This window comes from Actinomadura meyerae (genome assembly GCF_900188445.1).
In the GTDB taxonomy this organism is placed as follows: domain Bacteria; phylum Actinomycetota; class Actinomycetes; order Streptosporangiales; family Streptosporangiaceae; genus Spirillospora; species Spirillospora meyerae.
In genome coordinates this window covers 21743-44009 of record NZ_FZOR01000058.1, presented here as the reverse complement: position 1 = coordinate 44009, position 22267 = coordinate 21743, and the positions used below count along the sequence as shown (strand labels likewise).

At 74.6% G+C, this 22267-nt stretch carries 19 protein-coding genes; 8 read left to right on the top strand and 11 right to left on the bottom strand.

From position 1 onward, the window contains the following. Positions 1-94: 94 nt before the first annotated feature. Entirely contained in the window at positions 95-2932 is a 2838-nt protein-coding gene (gene uvrA, locus CHF16_RS36175; protein WP_089330693.1) for an excinuclease ABC subunit UvrA, read from the bottom strand. 260 nt (positions 2933-3192) lie between these two features. After that, entirely contained in the window at positions 3193-3984 is a 792-nt protein-coding gene (locus CHF16_RS36170; RefSeq protein WP_089330692.1) for an MBL fold metallo-hydrolase, read from the bottom strand. 68 nt (positions 3985-4052) lie between these two features. On the opposite strand from CHF16_RS36170, the gene CHF16_RS36165 reads away from it, so the two are divergent. Next, complete coding sequence (locus tag CHF16_RS36165) at positions 4053-4799, top strand: maleylpyruvate isomerase family mycothiol-dependent enzyme (RefSeq protein WP_218826999.1); 747 nt, start codon at positions 4053-4055, stop codon at positions 4797-4799. Positions 4800-4801: 2 nt separating this feature from the next. Here the strand turns inward: CHF16_RS36165 and CHF16_RS36160 are convergent, their stop codons facing one another. Genes CHF16_RS36160 through CHF16_RS39910 form a run of 3 tightly spaced genes read right to left on the bottom strand, consistent with a single transcriptional unit; the run spans position 4802 to position 9881 of the window. Continuing rightward, the gene (locus CHF16_RS36160) at positions 4802-5536 is read right to left on the bottom strand and encodes a Crp/Fnr family transcriptional regulator (RefSeq protein WP_089330690.1); all 735 of its coding nucleotides are present in this window, start codon (positions 5534-5536) and stop codon (positions 4802-4804) included. A gap of 56 nt (positions 5537-5592) precedes the next feature. Continuing rightward, complete coding sequence (locus tag CHF16_RS36155) at positions 5593-9396, bottom strand: tetratricopeptide repeat protein (protein WP_143228268.1); 3804 nt, start codon at positions 9394-9396, stop codon at positions 5593-5595. Then, positions 9393-9881, bottom strand: coding sequence for a hypothetical protein (locus CHF16_RS39910; RefSeq protein ID WP_143228267.1), 489 nt, complete (start codon positions 9879-9881; stop codon positions 9393-9395). The genes CHF16_RS36155 and CHF16_RS39910 overlap by 4 nt, the downstream gene beginning before the upstream one ends. A 190-nt stretch (positions 9882-10071) precedes the next feature. Here CHF16_RS39910 and CHF16_RS36150 point away from each other — a divergent pair, with 190 nt between their 5' ends. Both CHF16_RS36150 and CHF16_RS36145 read left to right on the top strand, forming a co-directional pair. Further along, the gene (locus CHF16_RS36150) at positions 10072-10737 is read left to right on the top strand and encodes an MBL fold metallo-hydrolase (protein WP_089330688.1); all 666 of its coding nucleotides are present in this window, start codon (positions 10072-10074) and stop codon (positions 10735-10737) included. Between the two features lie 34 nt (positions 10738-10771). Continuing rightward, positions 10772-11407: an ATP-binding protein gene (locus CHF16_RS36145; RefSeq protein ID WP_245869752.1), complete on the top strand. Its 636-nt coding sequence runs from the start codon at positions 10772-10774 to the stop codon at positions 11405-11407. On the opposite strand, the gene CHF16_RS36140 is transcribed toward CHF16_RS36145, so the two are convergent. Then, the gene (locus CHF16_RS36140; protein ID WP_218826998.1) at positions 11400-12692 is read right to left on the bottom strand and encodes an alpha/beta hydrolase; all 1293 of its coding nucleotides are present in this window, start codon (positions 12690-12692) and stop codon (positions 11400-11402) included. The genes CHF16_RS36145 and CHF16_RS36140 overlap by 8 nt on opposite strands. 161 nt (positions 12693-12853) lie before the next feature. Between CHF16_RS36140 and CHF16_RS36135 the strand changes: the two genes are divergently transcribed. The 3 genes from CHF16_RS36135 to CHF16_RS36125 are packed head-to-tail and all read left to right on the top strand — an operon-like array spanning position 12854 to position 15426. Beyond that, positions 12854-13939 (top strand): S-(hydroxymethyl)mycothiol dehydrogenase, encoded by a 1086-nt coding sequence (locus CHF16_RS36135; protein WP_089330686.1) that lies wholly within the window; start codon positions 12854-12856, stop codon positions 13937-13939. Further along, positions 13939-14583 carry an MBL fold metallo-hydrolase gene (locus CHF16_RS36130; protein WP_089330685.1) on the top strand — a complete coding sequence of 215 codons (645 nt, stop codon included), beginning with the start codon at positions 13939-13941 and terminating at the stop codon, positions 14581-14583. Before CHF16_RS36135 ends, CHF16_RS36130 begins: the two co-directional genes overlap by 1 nt. A gap of 51 nt (positions 14584-14634) precedes the next feature. Then, positions 14635-15426, top strand: a complete 792-nt coding sequence (locus CHF16_RS36125; RefSeq protein ID WP_245869751.1) for a hypothetical protein — start codon at positions 14635-14637, stop codon at positions 15424-15426. Here CHF16_RS36125 and CHF16_RS36120 read toward each other — a convergent pair. Together CHF16_RS36120 and CHF16_RS36115 are read right to left on the bottom strand one after the other, a co-directional pair. Further along, positions 15423-17024 (bottom strand): adenylate/guanylate cyclase domain-containing protein, encoded by a 1602-nt coding sequence (locus CHF16_RS36120; protein ID WP_089330684.1) that lies wholly within the window; start codon positions 17022-17024, stop codon positions 15423-15425. The genes CHF16_RS36125 and CHF16_RS36120 overlap by 4 nt on opposite strands. A 74-nt stretch (positions 17025-17098) precedes the next feature. Continuing rightward, positions 17099-17593 carry a winged helix-turn-helix transcriptional regulator gene (locus CHF16_RS36115; RefSeq protein ID WP_089330683.1) on the bottom strand — a complete coding sequence of 165 codons (495 nt, stop codon included), beginning with the start codon at positions 17591-17593 and terminating at the stop codon, positions 17099-17101. A gap of 94 nt (positions 17594-17687) precedes the next feature. On the opposite strand from CHF16_RS36115, the gene CHF16_RS36110 reads away from it, so the two are divergent. Further along, positions 17688-19085, top strand: a complete 1398-nt coding sequence (locus tag CHF16_RS36110; protein WP_089330682.1) for an MFS transporter — start codon at positions 17688-17690, stop codon at positions 19083-19085. Positions 19086-19113: 28 nt separating this feature from the next. On the opposite strand, the gene CHF16_RS36105 is transcribed toward CHF16_RS36110, so the two are convergent. Genes CHF16_RS36105 through CHF16_RS36095 form a run of 3 tightly spaced genes read right to left on the bottom strand, consistent with a single transcriptional unit; the run spans position 19114 to position 21798 of the window. Further along, the gene (locus CHF16_RS36105) at positions 19114-20505 is read right to left on the bottom strand and encodes a vWA domain-containing protein (RefSeq protein WP_089330681.1); all 1392 of its coding nucleotides are present in this window, start codon (positions 20503-20505) and stop codon (positions 19114-19116) included. 1 nt (position 20506) lies between these two features. Next, positions 20507-21376, bottom strand: a complete 870-nt coding sequence (locus tag CHF16_RS36100) for an AAA family ATPase (protein ID WP_089330680.1) — start codon at positions 21374-21376, stop codon at positions 20507-20509. After that, entirely contained in the window at positions 21373-21798 is a 426-nt protein-coding gene (locus CHF16_RS36095; protein ID WP_089330679.1) for a hypothetical protein, read from the bottom strand. Before CHF16_RS36095 ends, CHF16_RS36100 begins: the two co-directional genes overlap by 4 nt. A 122-nt stretch (positions 21799-21920) precedes the next feature. Between CHF16_RS36095 and CHF16_RS36090 the strand changes: the two genes are divergently transcribed. Next, positions 21921-22262 carry a hypothetical protein gene (locus CHF16_RS36090; RefSeq protein ID WP_089330678.1) on the top strand — a complete coding sequence of 114 codons (342 nt, stop codon included), beginning with the start codon at positions 21921-21923 and terminating at the stop codon, positions 22260-22262. Positions 22263-22267 lie beyond the last annotated feature (5 nt).

The window sequence follows — 22267 nt, the reverse complement described above, 5'->3', positions numbered from 1 at the left end:
CAAAACCCACACCACCTACGACCAGACCACCGCATGGTCACACCACCACCACGACCTCGCCGCTTGACATTCAACCTCCAGGGATGTCTGACGCCTAACCGAGGATCTTCTTGAGGAACTGCCCGGTGTGGCTCGCCTCGACCGCGGCGATGTCCTCGGGGGTGCCCGCGGCGACGACCGTGCCGCCCCGGGAGCCGCCCTCGGGGCCCATGTCGATGATCCAGTCGGCGGTCTTGATGACGTCCAGGTTGTGCTCGATGACGATCACCGTGTTGCCCTTGTCGACCAGGCCGTTCAGCACGCCGAGGAGCTTGCGGATGTCCTCGAAGTGCAGGCCGGTGGTCGGCTCGTCCAGCACGTAGATCGTGCGCCCCGTGGAGCGCTTCTGCAGCTCGGACGCCAGCTTGACGCGCTGCGCCTCGCCGCCCGACAGGGTCGGCGCGGGCTGGCCCAGCCGGACGTAGCCGAGGCCGACGTCGTTCAGCGTCTTCAGGTGCCGGTGGATCGCCTTGATCGGCTCGAAGAACTCGGTGGCCTGCTCGATCGGCATGTCGAGCACCTCGGAGATCGTCTTGCCCTTGTAGTGGACCTCCAGGGTCTCCCGGTTGTAGCGGGCGCCGTGGCAGACCTCGCACGGGACGTAGACGTCCGGCAGGAAGTTCATCTCGATCTTGATGGTGCCGTCGCCGGAGCAGTTCTCGCAGCGGCCGCCCTTGACGTTGAAGGAGAACCGGCCCGGCTGGTAGCCGCGCACCTTCGCCTCGGTGGTCTGCGCGAACAGCTTGCGGATGTGGTCGAACACGCCGGTGTAGGTCGCCGGGTTCGAGCGCGGCGTGCGGCCGATCGGCGACTGGTCGACGTGCACGACCTTGTCGAGCTGGTCGACGCCGTTGACCCGCCTGTGCTTGCCCGGGACGGTCTTCGCCCCGTTCAGCTTCTTGGCGAGGGAGTTGTAGAGGATGTCGTTGACCAGCGTCGACTTGCCCGACCCGGACACGCCGGTGACGGCGGTGAGGACACCGAGCGGGAACGCCACGTCCACGTCGCGCAGGTTGTTCTGCTGCGCGCCCTTGACGGTGACCTCGCGCCCCTTCGTGCGCGGGCGCCGGATCTCCGGGACGGCGATCTCGCGGCGCCCGGCGAGGTAGGCGCCGGTCAGCGAGCGCTCGGACTTCTTCAGGTCCTCGACGGTGCCGGACACGACGATCTCGCCGCCGTGCTCGCCCGCGCGGGGGCCGATGTCGACGATCCAGTCGGCGGCGGCGATGGTGTCCTCGTCGTGCTCGACGACGATCAGCGTGTTGCCCATGTCGCGGAGCCGCAGCAGCGTCTCCAGCAGCCGGTGGTTGTCGCGCTGGTGCAGGCCGATGGACGGCTCGTCCAGCACGTAGAGGACGCCCACCAGGCCGGACCCGATCTGCGTCGCGAGCCGGATGCGCTGCGCCTCGCCGCCGGCGAGCGTCGCCGACGCCCGGTCGAGGGTGAGGTAGTCGAGGCCGACGTCCAGCAGGAACCCCAGGCGGGCGTTGATCTCCTTGAGCACCCGCTCGGCGATCTTCTTGTCGCGCTCGTTCAGCTCCAGCGCCAGCAGGAACTTCGCGGCCTCGCCGATCGGCAGCGCGGCGACCTCGGCGATCGACATCCCGCCCATGGTGACGGCCAGCACGACCGGCTTGAGCCGGGCGCCCTCGCACGTCGGGCACGGGATCTCGCGCATGTAGCCCTCGAACCGCTCCCGGCTGGAGTCGCTCTCGGACTCGGCGTGCCGCCGCTGGATGTAGGGGATCACGCCCTCGTAGGCGGTGTAGTACGACCTCGTCCGGCCGTAGCGGTTCTTGTACCGCACGTGGACCTGGGTCTCGTGCCCGTTCAGGATCGCCTTGCGCGCCTTGGCGGGCAGCTTGTGCCACGGGGTGTTCAGGTCGAACCCCATGGCGTCGCCCAGCGCCGACAGCAGCCGCAGGAAGTAGTCGCTGACGTGGCCGTTCGACCACGGCTGGATGGCGCCCTCGCCGAGGGTCAGCTCCTCGTCCGGCACGACCAGCTCGGGGTCGACCTCCATGCGCGTGCCCAGCCCCGTGCAGTCGGGGCAGGCGCCGTAGGGCGAGTTGAACGAGAACGACCGGGGCTCCAGCTCCTCGAACGACAGGTCGTCGTAGGGGCAGTAGAGGTGCTCGGAGTACATCCGCGTGCGCTGCTCGTCGTCCTCGGGGAGGTCGACGAAGTCGAGGACGATCGTGCCGCCGGCGAGGCCGAGCGCGGTCTCCACCGAGTCGGCGAGCCGCTGGCGCGCGGAGTCCTTCACCGAGAGCCGGTCGACCACGACGGAGATGTCGTGCTTCTCCTGCTTCTTCAGCTTGGGCGGCTCGTCCAGGCGCACCATCCGCCCGTCCACCACCGCCCGGGAGTAGCCCTTGGACTGCAGCTCGCGGAACAGCTCCAGGTACTCGCCCTTGCGCCCGCGGATCACCGGCGCCAGCACCTGGAAGCGCGTGCCCGGCTCCAGTTCCAGCACCCGGTCGACGATCTGCTGCGGCGCCTGCCGGCTGATCGGCCGGCCGCACTCGGGGCAGTGCGGGTGCCCGATCCGCGCGTAGAGGAGCCGCAGGTAGTCGTACACCTCGGTGATCGTCCCGACCGTCGACCGCGGGTTCTTGCTGGTCGACTTCTGGTCGATCGACACCGCCGGGGACAGCCCCTCGATGAAGTCGACGTCGGGCTTGTCCATCTGGCCGAGGAACTGCCGGGCGTACGCCGACAGCGACTCCACGTACCGGCGCTGGCCCTCGGCGAAGATGGTGTCGAACGCCAGGCTGGACTTCCCGGACCCCGACAGACCGGTGAACACGATCATGGAGTCCCGCGGGAGGTCGAGCGAGACGTCCTTCAGGTTGTGCTCGCGTGCTCCACGCACGATGAGTCGGTCATGCACGGTGTGACTTCCGGTTCCTCTTCTGGGGCGCGGCGATCTGGAGAGAGACGGGCCGTCTCAAGGCTAGCCACGGGGTAGGACGGAATCCCCCGACTCTGCAACGACGGCGCCCGCCGCCGCATTTCATGAAGCTACCCGCCCGGCGCCACCGGTCCGGACGGCACATCCAAACCGTACACGTGTTCGAACACCGCCCGCCACCGCAACGCCCGAACCCCCGTCCGCCCCATGGGGGGCACCGCTTCCCCGCCGACCAGGGATTACTCGTCGTCGAGGGCGTAGCGGAGGTAGCGGTCGGCGGAGCGGGCGACGGCGTCCTTGCCGCCGGTGTAGACGATCTTCTTCCACCAGGCGCCGTAGACGCGGTCGAAGTCGTAGGGCTCCAGGAGGCGCAGCGCGCGGCGGACGGTACGCGGGCGCTCGGGGATGTAGTTCGGGTAGCTGTACATGAAGCTCACCCAGTCGCGGTCGTTGACGACCTGCAGGATGTCACCGGAGAACAGCGCGCGGGCGTCGCGCCAGTGCAGGACCTGGCCGCCGGCGAAGTGAACGCCGGCGTTGATGAGGGTGAGGCCGTCCGCCAGCTCGCGGGTGTCGCCCTCCCAGAAGACGACCGCGTCGTCCGGGCGGGCCACCCACCGGCGGTCCGCCGCGTGGATGTAGACGGGCGCGTCGAACGCGTGCGCCCACTCGATCATGGTGCCGTAGTAGTGCGGGTGGCTGATCGCGATCGCCGAGACGCCGCCGAGGTCGTTCACCCGGCGGACCAGGTCGTCGTCCAGGTAGGTGATCATGTCCCAGAGCACGTTGCCGGACGGCGCGCGCAGCAGCAGGGCCCGCTGGCCGATGGCGAAGGACGGCTCGGTGCCGATGCCGACGACGTCCGGCCCCTCCTCCGCGATGCGCGCCCGGTGGCCGCGGCGCAGTTCGGTGAGGCTCGTCCACCGCTGGCCGTCCCAGCCGACGTACTGCCGCTCGTCCTCGCAGATGGGGCAGTCGGGACGGGTGCCGCCGTACTGGACGCCGCAGGTCGCGCAGATCGGAAGGTCCATGATCACCACTCTGGCACGGGACGGGCCGGTGCGACAGGATGGAGGGTCGATTCCGGCGAGGGAGGGTCATGGACTGGCGGGGTGTGATCGAGGAGCTGGACGCGGGCACGGAGCGCGTCGTCGCGACGCTTGAGGGGCTCGGCGAGGCCGAGCTGCGCGGCCCGTCGGCGCTGCCGGGGTGGAGCCGGGGCCATGTCGCCACCCATATCGCCCGCAACGCCGACTCCCTGTGGAACCTGCTCGAATCGGCGCGAACGGGCGTGGAGATCCCGCAGTACCCGAGCCTGGAGCGGCGCAACGCCGACCTCGACGCGGGCGCCGGGCGCACCTGCGCCGAGCTGGTCGCGGACGTCCGCGCCACCGCCGAGCGGTTCGCCGAGCAGGCCGTGAGGCTGCCCGAGGAGGTCTGGAACGCTCCGGTGAAGGCGATGCAGGGCTGGGCGCATCCGGCCTGGTACACGGTGTACCGCCGGTGGAACGAGGTGGAGGTCCACCACGCCGACCTCGCCGCCGGGTACGGGGCCGCCGACTGGCCCGACTCCTACGTCCGGTGGGCGGCGGCCGCGACGCTGGCGGACATGGCGGCCCTGGCGGGCGGGTCGCACGGCGGGCTGGCCGGGTTCCGGATCATCGCGACCGACTCCGGGGAGTCGGCCGACCTCGGCTGGACGGAGGGCGGTCCGGAGGCGTCCGGGTCGGGGCGTGCGCTGCTCGGCTGGCTGTCGGGCCGCACCGGCGGCGAGGGCGTGCACGTCCGCCCGGACGTGCCGCTGCCGGCGCCGCCGCCCTGGCCGCACCCGCCGGCGGCGTTCTAGCCTCAGTCGCGGCCCGCGAGGCGGCGCAGGGCGCCGGCGGAGCGGACGGCGATCGCGGTGCGGCTGACGCTGAGGGCGCCGCGCAGCGGCTCGGCGCCGAGGATCTGCGCGACCTTCCGGCGCCCCATCCCGGCCCAGCGGCCCAGGTCCTGCTGGGAGATCGGGATCTGGACGCGGACGCCCTCCTCCGGCACGCCCTCCCCCGGCACGCACTCCTCCGGCGCACCGGCCCCCGGCGCGCCTTCCGGCAGCTCCTCCCAGGCACGGGTGCCGAACCGCTCGGCCAGGCGCAGCAGGCGGCTCGCGAGGCGGCGCTCGGGGTCGTCGGGGAAGTGCGCGACGCGCAGGTCGTTGGAGTCGCGCAGCCGCTCGGCGAGGACGGCGGCGACGGCCCAGACCGCGCCGGGCTGGGCGTCCAGGACGGAGCGGAACCGCGCGGCGGGCAGCACCAGCGCCTCCACCCGGGTCATGGCCTCGACGTTGGCGTGCCGGATGCCGCCGTCCGCCGCCTCCACCTCGCCGACCAGGTCGCCCGGCCCGAGGACGTCGAGGATGGCGGTCTCGCCGTCCCGGTCCACCCAGACCTTCACCGCCCCGGCGCGCAGCACGAAGACCTGGGACGCGCGGGTGTGCTCGCGCATCAGGAACGCGCCCGGCCGGATCACCACCGGGGCCCCGGCGGCGCGCAGCGCCTCCCGGGCGCGCGGGCTCAGCGCGTCCCAGAACGGGGTCTCCACCCTTTCGCCTCCTCGCCGCCGGGGCCACGGCTGGACGCCTCATTCGAGCATCATGTTCACATATCGAGCGATCTTTCCGATTCAAGCAGGTTGTCGAGGGCGCGGACGCGCCGGGCGCAGTCCGCCGCCGCGGCCCGGTCGCCGAGCGCGCGGTGCGAGGCGCCGAGCAGCTCCAGCGCCGCCCGGAGCCCGCGCCGGTCGTCCATGTCGCGGCGGACGACGATCTCCGCGCCGACGTGCTCGACCGCGCGGGCGTGCTTGCCGAGCAGCTGGCAGGCGCGGGCCATCGTGTGCAGCGCGTGCGCCTGCTCGCGGGCGGCGCCCAGCTCGGCGGCGAGGTCGAGGGCGCGCCGCCCGGTCTCCAGGGCGTCGTCGGCGCGGCCGAGGTCGAGGTGGATGGCGGCGAGGTGGACCAGGCCGGTGGCCTCGCTGTGCCGGTCGCCGACCTCGCCGAGGAAGCGCAGCGCCTCCGACTCCTCGGCGAGCGCCTCCTCCGGGCGCCCGGCGCGGCGCAGCACGGCGGCGAGGGTGTCCAGGCCGACGCCGAGGCCGTACCAGTCGCCGCCCGACCTGCGCAGGTGCAGCGCCTGCCGGGCGGCGTGCTCGGCCTCCACGGGCAGGCCGAGCCAGGAGTAGGTCCGGGCGAGGCTGCCGAGCGTCCCGGCCATGCCGCTGCGCGCGCCGAGCTGATGCCACAGGTCGAGGGCCTCCAGGCCGAGGACGAGGGCCTCCTGGGGGCGGCCGAGGCGGCGCATCACGACCGACAGGTGCTCCAGGTCGTGGGCCTCGCCGTGCTGGTCGCCGATCTCGCGGCGGATCTCCAGCGCGCGCAGCAGGTGCTCGCGCGCCTCCCGGTACCGCCCGAGCCGCCAGTGGACGATCCCGATCTGCGCGAGCGCCTCGGACTCGCCGTGCCGGTCGCTGGTGTCGCGGTGCAGGCGCAGCGCCTCCCCGCAGTAGGTGAACGCCTCGGCGAACTTGCTCGCCTCGCACATCAGCATCCCGAGCGTGTTCAGCGCGCGCGCCTCCCCGTGACGTCCGCCCAGGGCCCGGTAGGTGCGCAGGGCCTGCTCGGCGTCCTGCTGCGCCATATCGCGCAGGCCGAGCGCCGCGTTCATGCGCGCCAGCTCGGTCAGCGCCTGGGCGGCGCCGTGCATGTCCGCGAGCTCCTGCCGGATGGACAGCGCTTCCAGCGCGTGCGTCACGGCCTCGTGGACGCTGCCCTGGCGGCGGTGGACGCCCGCCACGGTGAGCAGGGTCTCGGCGACGCCCGCCTGGTCGTCGATCCTGCGCCGGACGGCCAGCGCCCGGTCGGCGTGCACCAGCGCGGTCTCGTAGTCGCCGAGGCCGAGGTGGGCGCGGGCGAGCGTGCTGCGGCTCTTGGCCACTCCCCCGTCGTCGCCGAGCCGCTCATGGATCTCCAGGGACCGGCGCGCGTGGTCGATCGCGGTCAGGTAGCGGCCGAGGACGACGTGGACGTCGGCGAGCGTGGCCAGGGTGACGGCCTCCCCGTACGGGTCGGGCGGGTCGACGGCCCGGAACGCGCGGCGCGCGTCCTCGCCGTACCCGATCGCCTCGACCGAGCCGCCCAGCTCGAAGTGGGCGACCGCGAGGTTGTGCAGCATCACGGCCGCCGCCGCCCAGTCCTCCTCGGTGCGGGCGGAGTGCAGGCCCGCCTGCTGTACGGCGATGTTGTCCTCGCTGTAGCGGCGGAACTCCTGGAAGTCGAACAGCGCGTCGGCGAGCTCCCAGCAGGTGCGGTGCAGGCCGAGCCGGGCGGCCTGGTGGACGGCGGCGACCAGGTTGCGCCGCTCGCCCTCGAACCAGGCGAGCGCCTCCGCGCGCTCGTCCGCCGACGGGCGGGCCCGCGCCTCGCCGCGGTGCACGGTGGGCCGGGGCCGGCCCGGCAGCGCCGCGCCGGCCGCGCGGGCGTCGGCGAGGTAGCCGGCCAGCAGCCGCCGCTGGGCCGCCTGCCGCTCGCCGTCGGAGTCCTCGCCGAGGCCGCGCTCGCGGGCGAAGTCGCGCAGCAGGTCGTGCATCCGGTACCTGCCGGGGCCGACGTCCTGCACGAGGTACGCCTGCCGGAGGCCCTCCAGGCACTCGCGGGCCTCGTCCTCCGTGCGGTCCTGCAGCGCGGCGAGGGCGGCGGGCGTGAAGTCGGGGCCCGCGACGAGCCCGAGGCGGCGGAACGCCTCCCGCTGGTCGCGGCGCAGGCTGCGGTAGGCGACCTCGAACGTCGGGTCGACGACGGCGCTCAGGCCCGGCCCCGGCGTCCCGGGCGGGGCGCCGCCGGGGGCGTCGCGGGCGGCCAGCTCCCGGACGGTCCCGGCGATCGACTCGCCGGGGTTCTCGGCGAGCCGGCCGGCGATGACGCCGAGCGCCAGCGGCAGGTGCCCGCACTCGCGGGCGAGCCGCTCGACGGCCCGGTGCTCGTCCCGGACGCGGGCGTCGCCCGGCCCGAGGACGTTGGCGATGAGGTCGACCGCCTCCTGCGTCGCCATCTCCCGCAGCTCCAGCGTGCGGATGTCGGCGCCCTCCAGCAGCGCGGGCAGCCGCCGCCGGCTCGTGACCACCACCAGCCCGGACGCGACCGCCGCCAGCAGCGGCCTGACCTGCTCGGGCTGGACGGCGTTGTCGAGGATCAGCAGCATCCGCCGGCCGCCGAGCAGCGACCGGCATTGGGCCGCCAGCTCGTCCTCGGTGCGGGGCAGCTGGTCGCCGGGGACGCCGGCGGCGCGCAGCACCTGCCCCATCGCCTCCGCCGGGGTGACCGGGCTGCGGGTCGTGCCGCGCAGGTCGGCGAACAGCGCGCCGTCGGGGAACCGGTCGGCGACGCGGTGCGCCCAGTGCACCGCCAGCGTCGTCTTGCCGACCCCCGCCATGCCCTGCACGACGACCGCGCGCGGCCACACCGACTGGCCGACCAGCAGGTCCAGCTTGCTCAGGCTCACCGCCCGCCCGGCGAAGAAGGGGTCGTCGGCGGGGAGCCGCGCCGCGGCCGCGCGGCCGCCCGGCGGGTCCAGCCGCACCGGTTCGCGGGCCGCGATGGCGGTCTGCCCGGCGGGCTCGGCGGGACGGGCGGGCGCGGCGCCCGGCGCGGGCCACTCGTCCCCCCAGGGGCTGGCGGCGCGGCGGAGCCGCTCGACGTCGAGCACGGTCAGCGGCCGGGGCCGGCGGTGCAGGATGCCCTTGGCCCGCCAGGACCGGAACCACCGCACCAGCGTCTCGCGGGAGATCCCCGCCCAGTTCGCCAGCTCGGCCTGGCTGAGCCTGAGCGGGATGCGCGTCCCGTCCCCGGGACCGGGCTCGCCGAACCGGTGCGCCAGCTCCAGCAGGTGGTAGGCGAGGCGCTGCGGGTGGTCGGCCGCGCGGACCGCGTGGCGGCGGCCGCCGAAGGTGACGGCCTCGGAGATCGCGTGCATCATCGCCTCGGCGACCCGCGGGTTCGCCGCGAGCAGGCTGCGGAACGTGGCGCGGTCCACGCGCAGGGCCGCGACGTGGTCGAGCGCGGCGACGCTGCCGCGCTGCGGATGCCCCCACGGGCCGAGGAAGCCGACCAGGTCCCCGGCGCCGAACAGATCGATGATCGACTCGTCGCCGTCGCTGGAGTCGACGAACTCCTTGGCGACCGCGTTGCTGGCGGCGCGGGGCGACGCCTTGAACACCACGTACACGGCGGGCGCCACCGACCCCTGGTGGCACAGCATCCCGCCGGGCGGGATGTCGGTGCGGCGGCCCATGGCGCGCAGGGCCTGCCGGTCGGCGGGGGCGAGCCGGTCCCAGAAGCTGCCCGGCCGGACGTCCGGCACGTGGTCGGTCTGCCCGTGGTCGATCTGCCCGAGGTCGGTCACTCCGGTCACCCGCCCGCCATCGCCGCCGCCAGCGTCCAGAACAGGAACAGCACGGAGGTGGCCACCGCCCACGCGACGGCCTGCCAGGACAGCTCGCCGCAGCGGTGCGCGGCGGCCAGCAGCCGGCGCAGCTCCGCGTCGCGGACCCGGTCCTCCAGCGCGACCGCGGATCCGAACGGCGTCCACGGCACGCCCGGGTCGACGGGCGAGCCGGTGCGGGCGCGGACCTCGCCGAGCACCGCCACCAGCGTGCGGCGGGACCGGACGGCGTACCCGGCGGAGACCGCGAACGCGCCGGCGAGCACCGGCAGCAGCGCCAGCGCGGGCGGGCCGGGCGGGCCGGCCGCGAGCCGGGACGCGGTCCCGGCGAGCACGACGGCGAGGAACACCGCGGCGACGGCGGAGTCCCTGCCGCTGAGCCGGACCAGCTCGCAGGCGTGCCCGAGGAGGTCCTCGGGCTTCTCCCTGTCCGGTCCGGGACGGAATGCGGTCACCAACGCTTCCACCGTCCTCACGCGTCGAACCTGATCTTCCAGTTCCCATGGTGCGGTGGCAAGCGGGAGATTTCCGTCCGCCCGCGCACGGTTCGGCTGCGTCTGGCGACTCATTCCGGCGGCGGGCCCGGCGCGTCCCGCGCCGCGCGATGGGGGAAGATGGTCTCCGCACCACCGACGGGGAGGACCCATGACCTACACCGGGAACGTCGAGACCGGCGGCCGCCCCGACGTCCGGGAGCTGCCCGGGCTGTCGGTCACCAAGGTGAGCGTCGGCCCGTACGACAACAACGCCTACATCCTGCGCTGCACGGCGACGGGCGAGCGGCTGCTGATCGACGCGGCGAACGAGGCGTCCCGGCTGCTGGAGCTCGTCGGCGACGGCCCGCTCACCCGCGTCGTCACCACCCACCGCCACCAGGACCACTGGATGGCGCTGAGCGAGGTGGTGCGCGCGACCGGCGCCCCGGTCGCCGCGCACCCCCGCGACGCCGACGCGCTGCCCGAGCCGGTCGCCGAGCCGGTCGAGCACGGCGACGCGATCCGCTTCGGGCGGGTGTCCCTCGACGTCATCCACCTGCGCGGCCACACGCCGGGCTCGATCGCGCTGCTGTACGACGCGGGCGGCGAGCTGGCCGACCGCCCGCACCTGTTCACCGGCGACAGCCTCTTCCCGGGCGGCGTCGGCAACACCTGGGGCGACCCGACGCGGTTCAAGCAGCTGCTGTCGGACGTCGAGGAGCGCGTCTTCGACCGGCTCCCCGACGCCACCTGGTTCTATCCCGGCCACGGCAAGGACTCCACGCTCGGCCGCGAGCGGCCCTCGCTCCCGGAGTGGCGCGCGCGGGGATGGTGACGTCCGGCCCGGAACAAGCGGTGCGGGGTGTTCGTTGGCCCCAACACCACCACCGGGCCGAGACCAGGAGACGACCATCCACGAACGCCGCGAGGTGGACCCGGGGCCGGCCCTGCGCTACCCGGCCGGCTCCCTCGTGCTCGTCGCCGGCCTGCCGGGGGCCGGCAAGAGCACCCTGCTCGACCGGCTCTACGGGCTGTGCGGCGACGAGACCGCGCCGGTGCCCGCCGGCGGCGCCCTGGTGATCGACTCGCGCCAGTCCCGCAACTGGTGGGCGCGGTTCCTGCGCCCCCTGCCGGTGCGGCTGCGCACCCCGATCGTGCACGCGACGCACGTGTGGCGCATCGGGCGCGCGGTCTGGACCGGGCACGGCGTGGTCGCGCACACCCGCGGCACCTGGCCGCACATCCTGTACCTGTTCGCGTGGCTGGCGCGGCGGCGCGGCGGCCGGCTGCACCTGATCCTCATCGACGTCGCCCCGGAGACGGCGCGCGCGGGCCAGGTCGCCCGGGGACGCATCGTCACGTCCGCGACGTTCAACCGGCACTGCCGCCGCTGGGAGCCGCTCGTCGACCGCGCCCGCGGCGGCGACCCCCTGCCGCCCGCCGCCGGGGTCACGGTGCTGGACCGCACCGCCGCCGACAAGCTCCAGGCCATCCACTTCATCTGAGCGCGGTGAACCACCGGACGGCCTCGGCGGTGCCGGCGAGGTTCGAGCCGAGGTGGCGGGAGCCCCCGTAGAGCCGGTCCTCCAGCTCGACGACCCGGACGGCGGCGCCGCGCTGCCGCAGCCACGCGGCGCAGTGGTCGGTGTTGGCGGTCACCGCCTGCTCGTCGGCGGCCATCTTGTAGAGCCGGACGGGGATCCGGGGAGTCCAGGCGGTGCAGACCTCCGCGTCCACCCGCAGCGCCTCGGCGAAGGTGCCGGACGGGTTCCTCAGCACGTCCATACCGCGCGGGGTCAGCAGTTCGTCGAGCGTGTCCGGCAGGCCCTCCAGCATCACCGGGCCGGGGGTCGTGCCGTCGAAGAACTTCTCGACACGGTCCGCGTACTCGGCCTCGAACACCTCCGAAGGCGTCCGGTAGATGCCGCCGTAGACGCGGTTCCAGGACGTGAGCAGGTAGGCGGTGTAGGCGACGGACAGCTTCGGGTCGAGGTCGCCGCCGAGCAGGGCGGGCAGTTCGGCGCCCCGGAAGTCGTACCCGCCGCTGATCGGGGCCACGGCCTCGATCCGGAAGCGGCGGTCGGCGCCGTCCTGCAGGACCCGGGCCAGGCCGAGCGCGGACGACGCGCCCTGCGAGAACCCGGCCGCGAAGACCCGGCCGTCCAGTACGCGGCCCACGCGCGCCGCGTGCTGGCGGGCGGCGCGGAGCATGTCGAGGGACGCGCTCGTCTCCGACGGCACGCGCTTCCAGGGATGCACGCCGGGCCCCAGCCCCAGGCCGAGGTAGTCGGGCGCGACCGCCGCGAACCCGGCGGCGGCGTAGGTGACGGCGGGAGCGGAGCCCCACACGTCCTCCGACGTCGAGGGGGCCTCGGGCTTGTAGCTGGTCGTGCCGTGCGTGTAGGAGACCGTCGCCAGGCGGCGGTCGCGGCTGCGCGGCAGGACGAGGAGGCCGCTGGCCGTGGTGGCCCGGCCGCGGGCGTCGACCGTCCGGTAGACCAGGCGGTAGGTGTCCACGCCGTAGCGGACGGAGGCGGCGTCGAAGTCCTCGGTCGCCAGCCACGCGCGCACCTCGTCCGCGGACATGGTGCCGAGGTGGTCGGCCGAGACGAGGTGGCCGCGGGCCGCGGCCCCGTGCGCGGAGGCCGGCCCGTACGCGGAGGCCGGGTCGTGCCCGGCGGCGGGGCGTTCGAGCGCGACGGCCGGAGCGGCGGTCGCGGTGGCCGCGGTGGCGGCCAGGAGTGCGGCGGTCAGCCGGATCGCGGTACTGGTCATGGTGGTGCTCGTCATGGCGGCCAGCCTTCCGCCCGGACGCCCGGACGCGCCTCGCGCGTGCGGGTGATCTTGCCGCTCATACCGGCGGGGGTGTCCCCGCCGGGCGGTGAGGCGGGGGCGCGCCGGCCGGGCGGCGGATAGGGTCGGGGAAGATCGAGAGGACGGAGGCGGCAAGGATGGCGCAGCAGGTACGCGGGGTCGTCGCACCGGGCAGGGGTCAGCCGGTGCGCATCGAGACGATCAACGTTCCGGACCCGGGCCCCGGCGAGGCGGTCGTCCAGGTCCAGGCGTGCGGGGTGTGCCACACCGACCTGCACTACCGCGAGGGCGGGATCAACGACGAGTTCCCGTTCCTGCTCGGGCACGAGGCCGCCGGGATCGTCGAGTCGGTCGGCGACGGGGTCACGGAGGTCGCCCCGGGCGACTTCGTCGTCCTGAACTGGCGGGCCGTGTGCGGGCAGTGCCGGGCGTGCCTGCGCGGGAGGCCCTGGTACTGCTTCGACACCCACAACGCCTCGCAGAAGATGACCCTCGAGGACGGCACCGAGCTGTCGCCCGCGCTCGGGATCGGCGCGTTCGCCGACAAGACGCTGGTGGCGGCCGGGCAGTGCACGAAGGTCGACGCGGCGGCGAAGCCGGAGGTGGCGGGGCTGCTCGGCTGCGGCGTGATGGCCGGGCTCGGCGCGGCGATCAACACCGGGCAGGTGGGGCGCGGCGACACGGTCGCGGTCATCGGCTGCGGCGGCGTCGGTGCGGCGGCGGTGCTCGGCGCCCGGCTGGCCGGCGCCGCGAAGATCATCGCGGTGGACCTGGACGAGCGGAAGCTGGCGACCGCGTCCGGCCTCGGCGCCACGCACACCGTCGACGCCGGGAAGGCGGACGTCGTCGAGGCGGTGCGGGAGCTGACCGGCGGGTTCGGCGCGGACGTCGTGGTCGAGGCGGTCGGCCGCCCGGAGACCTACGAGCAGGCGTTCTACGCCCGCGACCTCGCCGGGACCGTGGTGCTCGTCGGGGTGCCGACGCCGGAGATGCGGCTGGAGCTGCCGCTGCTGGACGTCTTCGGGCGCGGCGGCTCGCTGAAGTCGTCCTGGTACGGCGACTGCCTGCCCTCGCGCGACTTCCCGATGCTCATCGACCTCTACCTGCAAGGGCGCCTAGACCTCGACGCGTTCGTGTCCGAGACGATCGGGCTCGGCGACGTGGAGGCGGCGTTCGAGAAGATGCACCGCGGCGACGTGCTGCGCTCGGTGGTGCTGCTCTGATGGCCGCGGACGCGCCGCGGGCGCGCATCGGCCACGTCGTCACGTCCGGGACGTTCTCCCTGGACGGCGGGACGTGGGAGGTCGACAACAACGTCTGGATCGTCGGCGACGACGACGAGGCGGTGGTCATCGACGCCGCGCACGACGCCGACGCGATCGCGGCGGCGGTCGGCGGACGGCGGCTCGTCGCGATCGTGTCGACGCACGGCCACGACGACCACATCGACGCGGCCCCCGCGCTGAGGGCCGCGACGGGCGCGCCGATCCTGCTGCACCCGGACGACCTGATGCTGTGGAAGCAGCGGCACCCCGCCGAGGACCCGGACGGCGAGCTGGCCGACGGGCAGGTCGTCACGGTGGCGGGCACGGAGCTGACCGTCCTGCACACTCCCGGGCACAGCCCCGGGGCGGTCTGCCTCTACGCGCCCGGGCTGGGCACGGTGTTCTCCGGCGACACGCTGTTCAACGGCGGGCCGGGCGCGACCGGCCGCTCGTTCTCCGACTTCCCGACGATCATCACTTCGATCCGGGAGCGGCTGCTGACGCTGCCCCCGGAGACGATCGTCCGCACCGGGCACGGCGATTCCACCACGATCGGGGCGGAGGCGCCGCATCTGGACGAGTGGATAGCCCGCGGGCACTGACCGGGATAGGGTCCCCGGTGGTGGGCGGGCGTCCCGAGCCGGGAGGGTGCGATGCGGCGCGCGGTACCGGCGGCGCTGATGCTGTGCGCGGCGCTGGCCGGGTGCGGCGCGCTGGCGGGATGCGGGCGGGACGCCGAGGGGGCGGCGAACGCCGTCCCGCCGCCGGCCGCACCCGCCCCCGCCGCGCCCGCACCCACCGTGTCCGCACCCACCGCGCCCACTCCGGCGGGGCCCGCTCCTGCCGGGCCCACCGCGGGCCCCTCCGCGCCGGCGTCCCCCGCGGCGCCGCTGGGACGGCCCGGCGGGTGGCGCGTGACCACCTACTACACGGCGCTTGAGAGCCTCTACGACGGCCGCCGCAAGGCCGTCCGGGGCTGCACGCGGTTCCACTGCTCGCACGGCAAGGAGCCGCTCGGGTCCTACCCCGAGGACTTCCTGAAGGTCGTCCAGATGGAGGGCAGCGGGCGCATCACCGCCGGGCCGCAGCGCGGCCGGTACCTGAACTGGTCGCACAGCGTCGGGTTCTGGCTGGACGACACGACGCGCGACTCCCAGGGCCGCCCGCTGCGGGCGTGGGCGTCGGCGGCGGCCGACACGTCGGTGCTGGCGCGGGGGCAGCGGTTCGCGATCACCGGCTGCGGGCGGGACGCGCACGGCCGGCCGATCGGCGACCGGGTGTGCGCGGCGTTCCGTAACGCCCGCTGGACCGTCACCGACCTGTTCCGCCCCGGCTACGGGGGCGAGAACCACGCCGACGTCTACATCGGCGAGGAGAAGGGCTCGCGGCTGTCGGAGTCGCCGTTCTACACGACGCTGAACGGCGCCACGCTCGGCCCGTCCTAGCCGGGGACGCCGGGGACGCGCTCGGGCGGGCAGGGCGAGGCCAGCCGCGTGGCCCGTGTCCGCCCCCGGAGGGTGACCTCGTCGCCGAGGCGCCAGTGCTCCCTCTCCTCCTCGGCGGCCCGGCCGACCAGCGACCCCGCGGCGAGGACGCGCTCCTCGGTGCCCTTGGCCAGGTCGGTGAGGCGGGCGGCCTCGTTCACCGGGTCGCCGATCACCGTGTACTCGAAGCGCTCCTCGGCGCCGATGTGCCCGGCGACGGCCTCCCCGGCCGAGACACCGACGGCCGCCGCCACCTCCGGGACCTCGGCGCGCAGGCGGGCGGCCAGCTCCCGGGACGCCGCCAGCGCGCGGTCCGGGGCGCCCTCCAGCGGCAGCGGCGCCCCGAAGATCGCGAGCGCGGCGTCCCCCTCGAACTTGTTGATCCAGCCGCCGTGCGCGCCGACGACCTCGACGACCACGGCGAAGAACCGGTTCAGCAGCCGGACGACCTCGGCGGGCGGCCGGTCGGCGGCGAGCCGGGTGGACCCGATCAGGTCCACGAAGATCACCGCGACCTCGCGCAGCTCGCCGCCGAGGTCGATGCCGCGCTCGACGGCGACGCGCGCGACGTCCGCGCCCACCTGGCGGCCGAACAGGTCGCGCAGCCGCTCGTGCTCGCGCAGCCCGGCGGCCATGTGGTTGAACCCGGCCTGCAGCAGCCCGACCTCGCTGGCGTCGTAGACGGGGACCTCGACGTCCAGGTCGCCGCGCTGCACGCGCGCGAGGCCGGCCCGCACCGACTCGACCGGGTCGGCGATGGCGCGGGCGGCGGTGTAGGTGACGCCGAGCCCGACGAGCAGCGCGATGCCGCCGAGCGCGAGCACCGCGACCGCGAAGTCCCGCACGGTGATCCTCGCGATGAGGAAGCTGCCGACGGCGAGGGTGATCAGCCCGAGGATCGGGACGCCGGTACCGAGCGCCCAGGCGAGCACGGAGCGGGCGACGACGCCCGGCAGCCCGGTGCGGCTCGGCACCTCGCTGGCCAGCGCGGTGGTCACCGCGCGGCGCAGCAGCCGCTCGGTGAGCAGGTAGACGACCGTGCAGGTGGTGAGGCCGCCGAGCAGGCTCGTCAGGCCGAGCTTGACGGCGAGGATGCCGGAGAACGGGGCGTTGATGACGACCCAGCCGACCGTCCCGATCCCCCACAGCGTGAGGTGCAGCGCCATCAGCCGCAGCGGCCCGTACAGCAGCAGCGCCCGCTCGTGCCGGTCGGGCTCGCCGTGCCGCTCGACGAGGCGGCGCACGCGGCGGAAGAACCGCTCGCCGAGCAGCAGGCCGACGGGCACGGCCGCGGACACGTAGGCGATGAACACGCTCAGGTTGATCAGCCGGAGCCGCTCGGAGACGTGCCCGACCGGGTCGGGGACGACGACGGTGAACGCGAGCACGACCAGCGCGCCGCCGAGGTTGGCGAGGCCGGTGGCGATCGTGACGAGGACGCGGGCGCGGCGGGCGATCCGGGCGCGCGAGTCGCCGGGGGCGCCGTCGATGAACCGCCACAGGGGACCGAAGATGATCCGCCTGGGCCGGGGCGCAGGCGTCGCCTTGTCGGTCTCCATGGGCGTGCAGATTATCCGGTCATAACTCGCATATCGCCGTGCGGAGCGCGCGATCCCGGCGAGGGATTGCTCACTCAGGTGCGGATCGGGTCGAGCATCCGGTGCGGCGAGCGCAGGATCAGGCTGACCGGGTCGGTGCGGCGCCGCACGCCGGGGCCGGCGTGGACCTCCAACTCCTCCGGCCGGACCGGCCGCTCGCAGGCGGCGCACATCCCGTCCGGCCCGATGCGGGTGCCGCAGCCGGCGTGCAGGAAGACGCGGCACACGTCGGCGGACAGGTGGTCCTCCGCCCAGCGGGCGAGCGTGTGCACGACCGGCCACAGCTCCTTGCCCGCCTCGGTGAGCACGTAGTCGTGGTCGTCCTTCGCCAGGACGCCGGCCTCCACGAGCGCCTGGAGGCGCGCCGACAGCACGGCGCGCGGGATGTCGAGGTGGACGAGGAAGTCGCTGAACCGGCGCACGCCGTAGAAGGCGTCCCGGATGATCAGCAGCGTCCAGCGCTCCCCCACGACCTCCAGCGCGCGGGCCAGCGAGCAGTCCTGCGCCGCGTAGTCCTTGCCGAGTGCCATGCGTCCCACATTACCCGCCAGGTAGTTCATTGACCGAACCTCACGTGCTACCGTCACCCAGTCGGTTCGTTCACTGAACTTGATCGGAGTCCGCATGACGACCCTGGCCGCACCGCGCGCGGCGCGCCGCGCGCCCGGCCCGCCCGCCGCGCTGGCACTGCCGGCCGCCGCGACCCTCCTGGCCCTGATGAACTACTGCGCGCCGGCGGCGACGCTCGCCGACACCGCCCGCGGCCTGCACGCCGGCGCCACCGCGCAGATCTGGCTGATGAGCTCCATCAGCCTGGGCCTGTCCGCGGCGCTGCTCGCCGCCGGCGGCCTCGCCGACGACCACGGCCGCAAGCGCACGTTCGTGGCCGGCGCGGCGGCGCTCGCCGCCTCCAGCGTGGCGTGCGCGCTCGCCCCGAACGCCCTGGTGTTCGTCGCGGGCCGCATCGCGCAGGGCGCCGCCAGCGCCGCGCTGCTGGTGACCGGGCTCGGCATCATCGGCGCCTCGTTCGAGCAGGGGCCGCACCGGGCGCGGGCCACCGGGATGTGGGGCGCGATGGTCGGCCTCGGCATCGCGCTCGGCCCGATCGGCGCCGCCGGGCTGACCGTGCTCGGCGGCTGGCGGCTCTGGTACTGGGCGACGGTCGCCGCGTCCGTCCTGCTCACCGTCGCGGCGGCACGCGCGCTGGAGGAGTCCCGCGCCGAGCGGCCGCGCGGCGTGGACGTCCCCGGCCTCGTCACCATGAGCCTCGGCATCGCGGCGCTGACCGCCGCGATCACCTGGGGCCGCACCGGCTGGACGGCGCCGGGCGTGCTCGCCCTGCTCGCCGCGGCGGCCGCCCTGCTCGCCGCGTTCGTGCTGATCGAGGCGCGGCGCCGGGAGCCGCTGGTCGACCTCGCCCTGTTCCGGCGGCCCGCGTTCCTGCTGTCGGTGACGGGCGCGCTCGTCACCGGGCTCGCCGTGATCGGCGTCATGACCTACCTGGCGACGATGATGACCCTGGTCATGGGGCTGTCACCGGTGGAGGCGGCGCTCGTCCTCGCGATCTGGTCGGCGCTGTCGTTCGCGGTCGCGCTGCAGGCGCACCGGCTCCCGGCGCGGCTGCCCGTCCGGCGCCTGCTGGCCGCCGGGTTCGCGCTCGCCGCCGTGGGCGAGTTCGCGATGGCCGACATGGCCCCGGACGGGCACTGGTGGCGCCTCGCCCCCGGCCTCGCGGTCGCCGGCGTCGCGAGCGGCCTCACCAACGCGATGCTCGCCCGGCTGGCCGTGGAGAGCGTCCCCGCGGACCGCGCCAGCATGGGCGCCGGCGCCAACAACACCGCCCGCTACATCGGGGCGTCGCTGGGCGTCGCGATCGTCGGAGCGATCGCGACCGGCTCCGGGCACGACCCGGCCGCACTGGCGCACGGCACCAACACCGCCATGGTCGTCTCCGCGGTCGCGTCCCTCGCCTACGCCGCCCTGGCTCTGATCATCCGCGACCGCCGCCCCGCGCGAACCTAGCTCCCTATGGGTGCCCCCACCCATCCACTCAAGCCAGCTCCTCAATGAACGCGGCGAGCTGCGTCAGGTTGCGGCACTCGAACATCGGCACCAGCTCGCCGTAGCGGGACGCGGCGGAGTCGCCGGTGTCCCACCGGCCGCGCGGCTCGGGGTTGAGCCAGTACGCGTGCCGGGCCCGGTCCACCAGCGACTCCAGCACCGGCAGCGACAGCTCCCCGTAGTTGGAGCGGGCGTCGCCGAGGATGAGCAGCGCCGTCTTGGACGTGACGGCGTCGCCGTACTTCTCGTCGAACACCTTGATGGCGTGGCCGTAGTTGGACCGGCCGGTGATCCAGACGAGGTCCGCCTCGGCGGCGAGGCGGGCCATCGCGTCCACGACGTCGCTGCCCGGCGCGAAGTACTTGGTGATCTCGTCGGTGGTGTCGATGAACGCGAACGCCCGGACCCTGCTGAACTGCTCCCGCAGCGCGAACGTCAGCAGCAGCGTGAAGTGCGCGAACGCCGACACCGAGTCGCTGGCGTCGCACAGCACCACCAGCTCGGGCCGGTGCGGGCGCGGCGGCCGGTGGTGGGTGGTGAGCGGCACTCCCCCGCTGGCCAGGGACGCGCGGACCGTCCGGCGGAAGTCCAGCCGCCCGCGCCGGCCGTGCCGCTGCCGCTGCACCAGCCGGGCCGCCAGCCGGCGGGCCAGCGGGTGCACCTCGCGGCGCAGCGCCTCCATCTCGGCGCGGCTCGCGCCGGCGAAGTCGAGCCGCTCCAGCGGCGGCCGGACGGTGATCCGGGCGGTCCGCTCGACGCCGGTGTCCTCGGCGATGCGGCGGCGCACCTCGGCGCCGACGAGGTCCCGGAACCGGGCGATGCGGTCGCGGAACGTCCGGCGGGCGACCCGCTCGGCCATCCCGCCGCGCTCCTGCCCGCCGAGGACGGCGTTGAGCAGCCGCGCCATCAGCGTGTCCGGCGACAGCGCGTTCAGCACGCCGGAGGAGAACCACGACTCCTGGCCCGGTGTCCGCCCGTACTCGGCGACGGCCGTCCGGGCGAACTGCCGCAGGCCCGCGTCGTCGCCGGTGAGCAGCAGCTCCGCCAGCTCGTCCCGCCGCTCCTGCACCAGCGGGTCGAGCGCGGGCGGGACGGGCCGCCCGTCGCCGGCCAGTGTCCGCTCCGGGCGTTCCGGGGAGGCCGCCGCGCCGTCCCCGACGGCCGCCGGGAACCACAGGTCGAAGAGGGTGTCGAAGGTCGCGCGGTGCTGCGGCCGCTTGACGACCGTCGCGGCGTAGGCGGCGCGCAGCGACTCCCGGTCGAGCAGGTCGATCGCCTGCATGGCGCGGACCGCGTCCAGGCCCTCGGCGACCGACACCGGCAGCCCGGCCCGGCGCAGCTCCGCGACGAACCCGGTGTGCCGGTCGACCAGCGATGCCATGTCAGCCCCGCAGCCCGAGTTCCTTCGCGGCGCGCCGCTGGTCGGCGACGTGCTTGAGGACGACGCCGAGGGTCCGCGCGACGGCGGCCTCGTCCAGCTCGTCCAGGCCGAGGGCGAGCAGCGTGCGGGCCCAGTCGACGGTCTCGGCGATGGACGGCGCCTTCTTGATCTCCAGGTCGCGCAGCGTCCCCACCGTGCGGACGAGCTGCTCGGCCAGCTCCACCTCGATCCCCGGCACCTGCGCGAGCACGATGTCGCGCTCCCGCTCGGCCGACGGGTAGTCCAGGTGCAGGTAGAGGCAGCGGCGCTTGAGCGCCTCCGACAGCTCCCGCGCCGCGTTGGAGGTGATGAGCACGAACGGGCGCCGCACGGCGCCGACCGTGCCGAGCTCGGGGATCGTCACCTGGAAGTCCGACAGGACCTCCAGCAGCATGCCCTCCACCTCGACGTCGGCCTTGTCCGCCTCGTCGATCAGCAGCACGGTCGGGCCGGTGCGCCGGATCGCGGCCAGCAGCGGCCGCTCCAGCAGGAACTCCTCGGAGAAGATGTCGTCGTGGGTCTCCTGCCAGGCCCGGTCGGCGGGCGCCGCCTGGATCGCGAGGAGCTGCTTCTTGTAGTTGAACTCGTACAGCGCGCGGGCCTCGTCCAGCCCCTCGTAGCACTGGAGCCGGATCAGCTCCGCGCCGGTCGAGGCCGCGACGACCTTCGCCAGCTCGGTCTTGCCGACCCCGGCCGGGCCCTCGACGAGCAGCGGCTTGCCGAGCGCCTGCGCGAGGTAGACGGTGGTGGCGATCGCCTCGTCCGCGAGGTAGCCGGCCTCGGCCAGCCGCGCCTCGACGTCGGCGGGCGAGGAGAACATCGCGTCGGTCATTCCTTGCCCTTCTTCGCGACGGCCTTGTACTTCTGGTTGGTCGCTGAGAAGACGAACGTCGTCCGGTCCTCCAGCTCGAGGCCCCAGTAGGACGCGACCTGCGGATCGCCGCCCTGCCATGAGAACCGGAACTTGCCGTCGCCCTCGGGGATGACCACGCCGCTCCACATCGTCTGCCCGTCGCGCACCCAGACGCCGCTTCCGTCCACCTTGAACTGGAAGTAGTCCTTGGCCGTGCCGACCCAGCGGCCGACGAGCGGGCGGACGTCGGACCGCTTCACCGCCGGCAGCGCCGCCAGCGCGGTGGCCGCCTCGGAGGGGCCGTCGTCCGCCGCGGGCTCCGTCCCGCTCCCGCATCCGCCGAGCGCGAGCGCGGCGGCGGCAGTGGCGGCGCATACGGCGAGAACGCCCTGGCGGGTCACGCGGACCTCCGGATGGTCGGGGGCGGAAGCGGCAGTGTAGTGCGGTTGCTACCTGGGGGGTACCGGCCGGTTCGTCCTGCCGGGTGACGCGTCCGGCGCGCCCGGCCGCCTATAACCGGGACATGACGTCCCCACGACTGCCGCGCGAGGACCTCACCGCGGCGATGGCGGCCCGGCGCGAGCTCGGGCCCGAGTACGACGAGGCGTTCCTGGAGACGGTCGTCGACCGCATCGAGGAGACCCTCGACGCCCGGGCCGGGGCCGCGCCGCGGCCCCGGCCGCGTCCCGCGCCCGCGCGCGGCGGCGAGCACGATCACAGCCTGGCCATGGCCGTGCTGTCGCTGCTCGCCGCCATCCCGCTCGGCGCGCTCGGCGTCGTCAACGCCGGGCTGGCGGGCCTGTTCGTCGCCCTCGCCGGCGTCGTCCTGGTGAACGTCACCTACACCTTCCGTCCGCGCCGGTAGCGGCG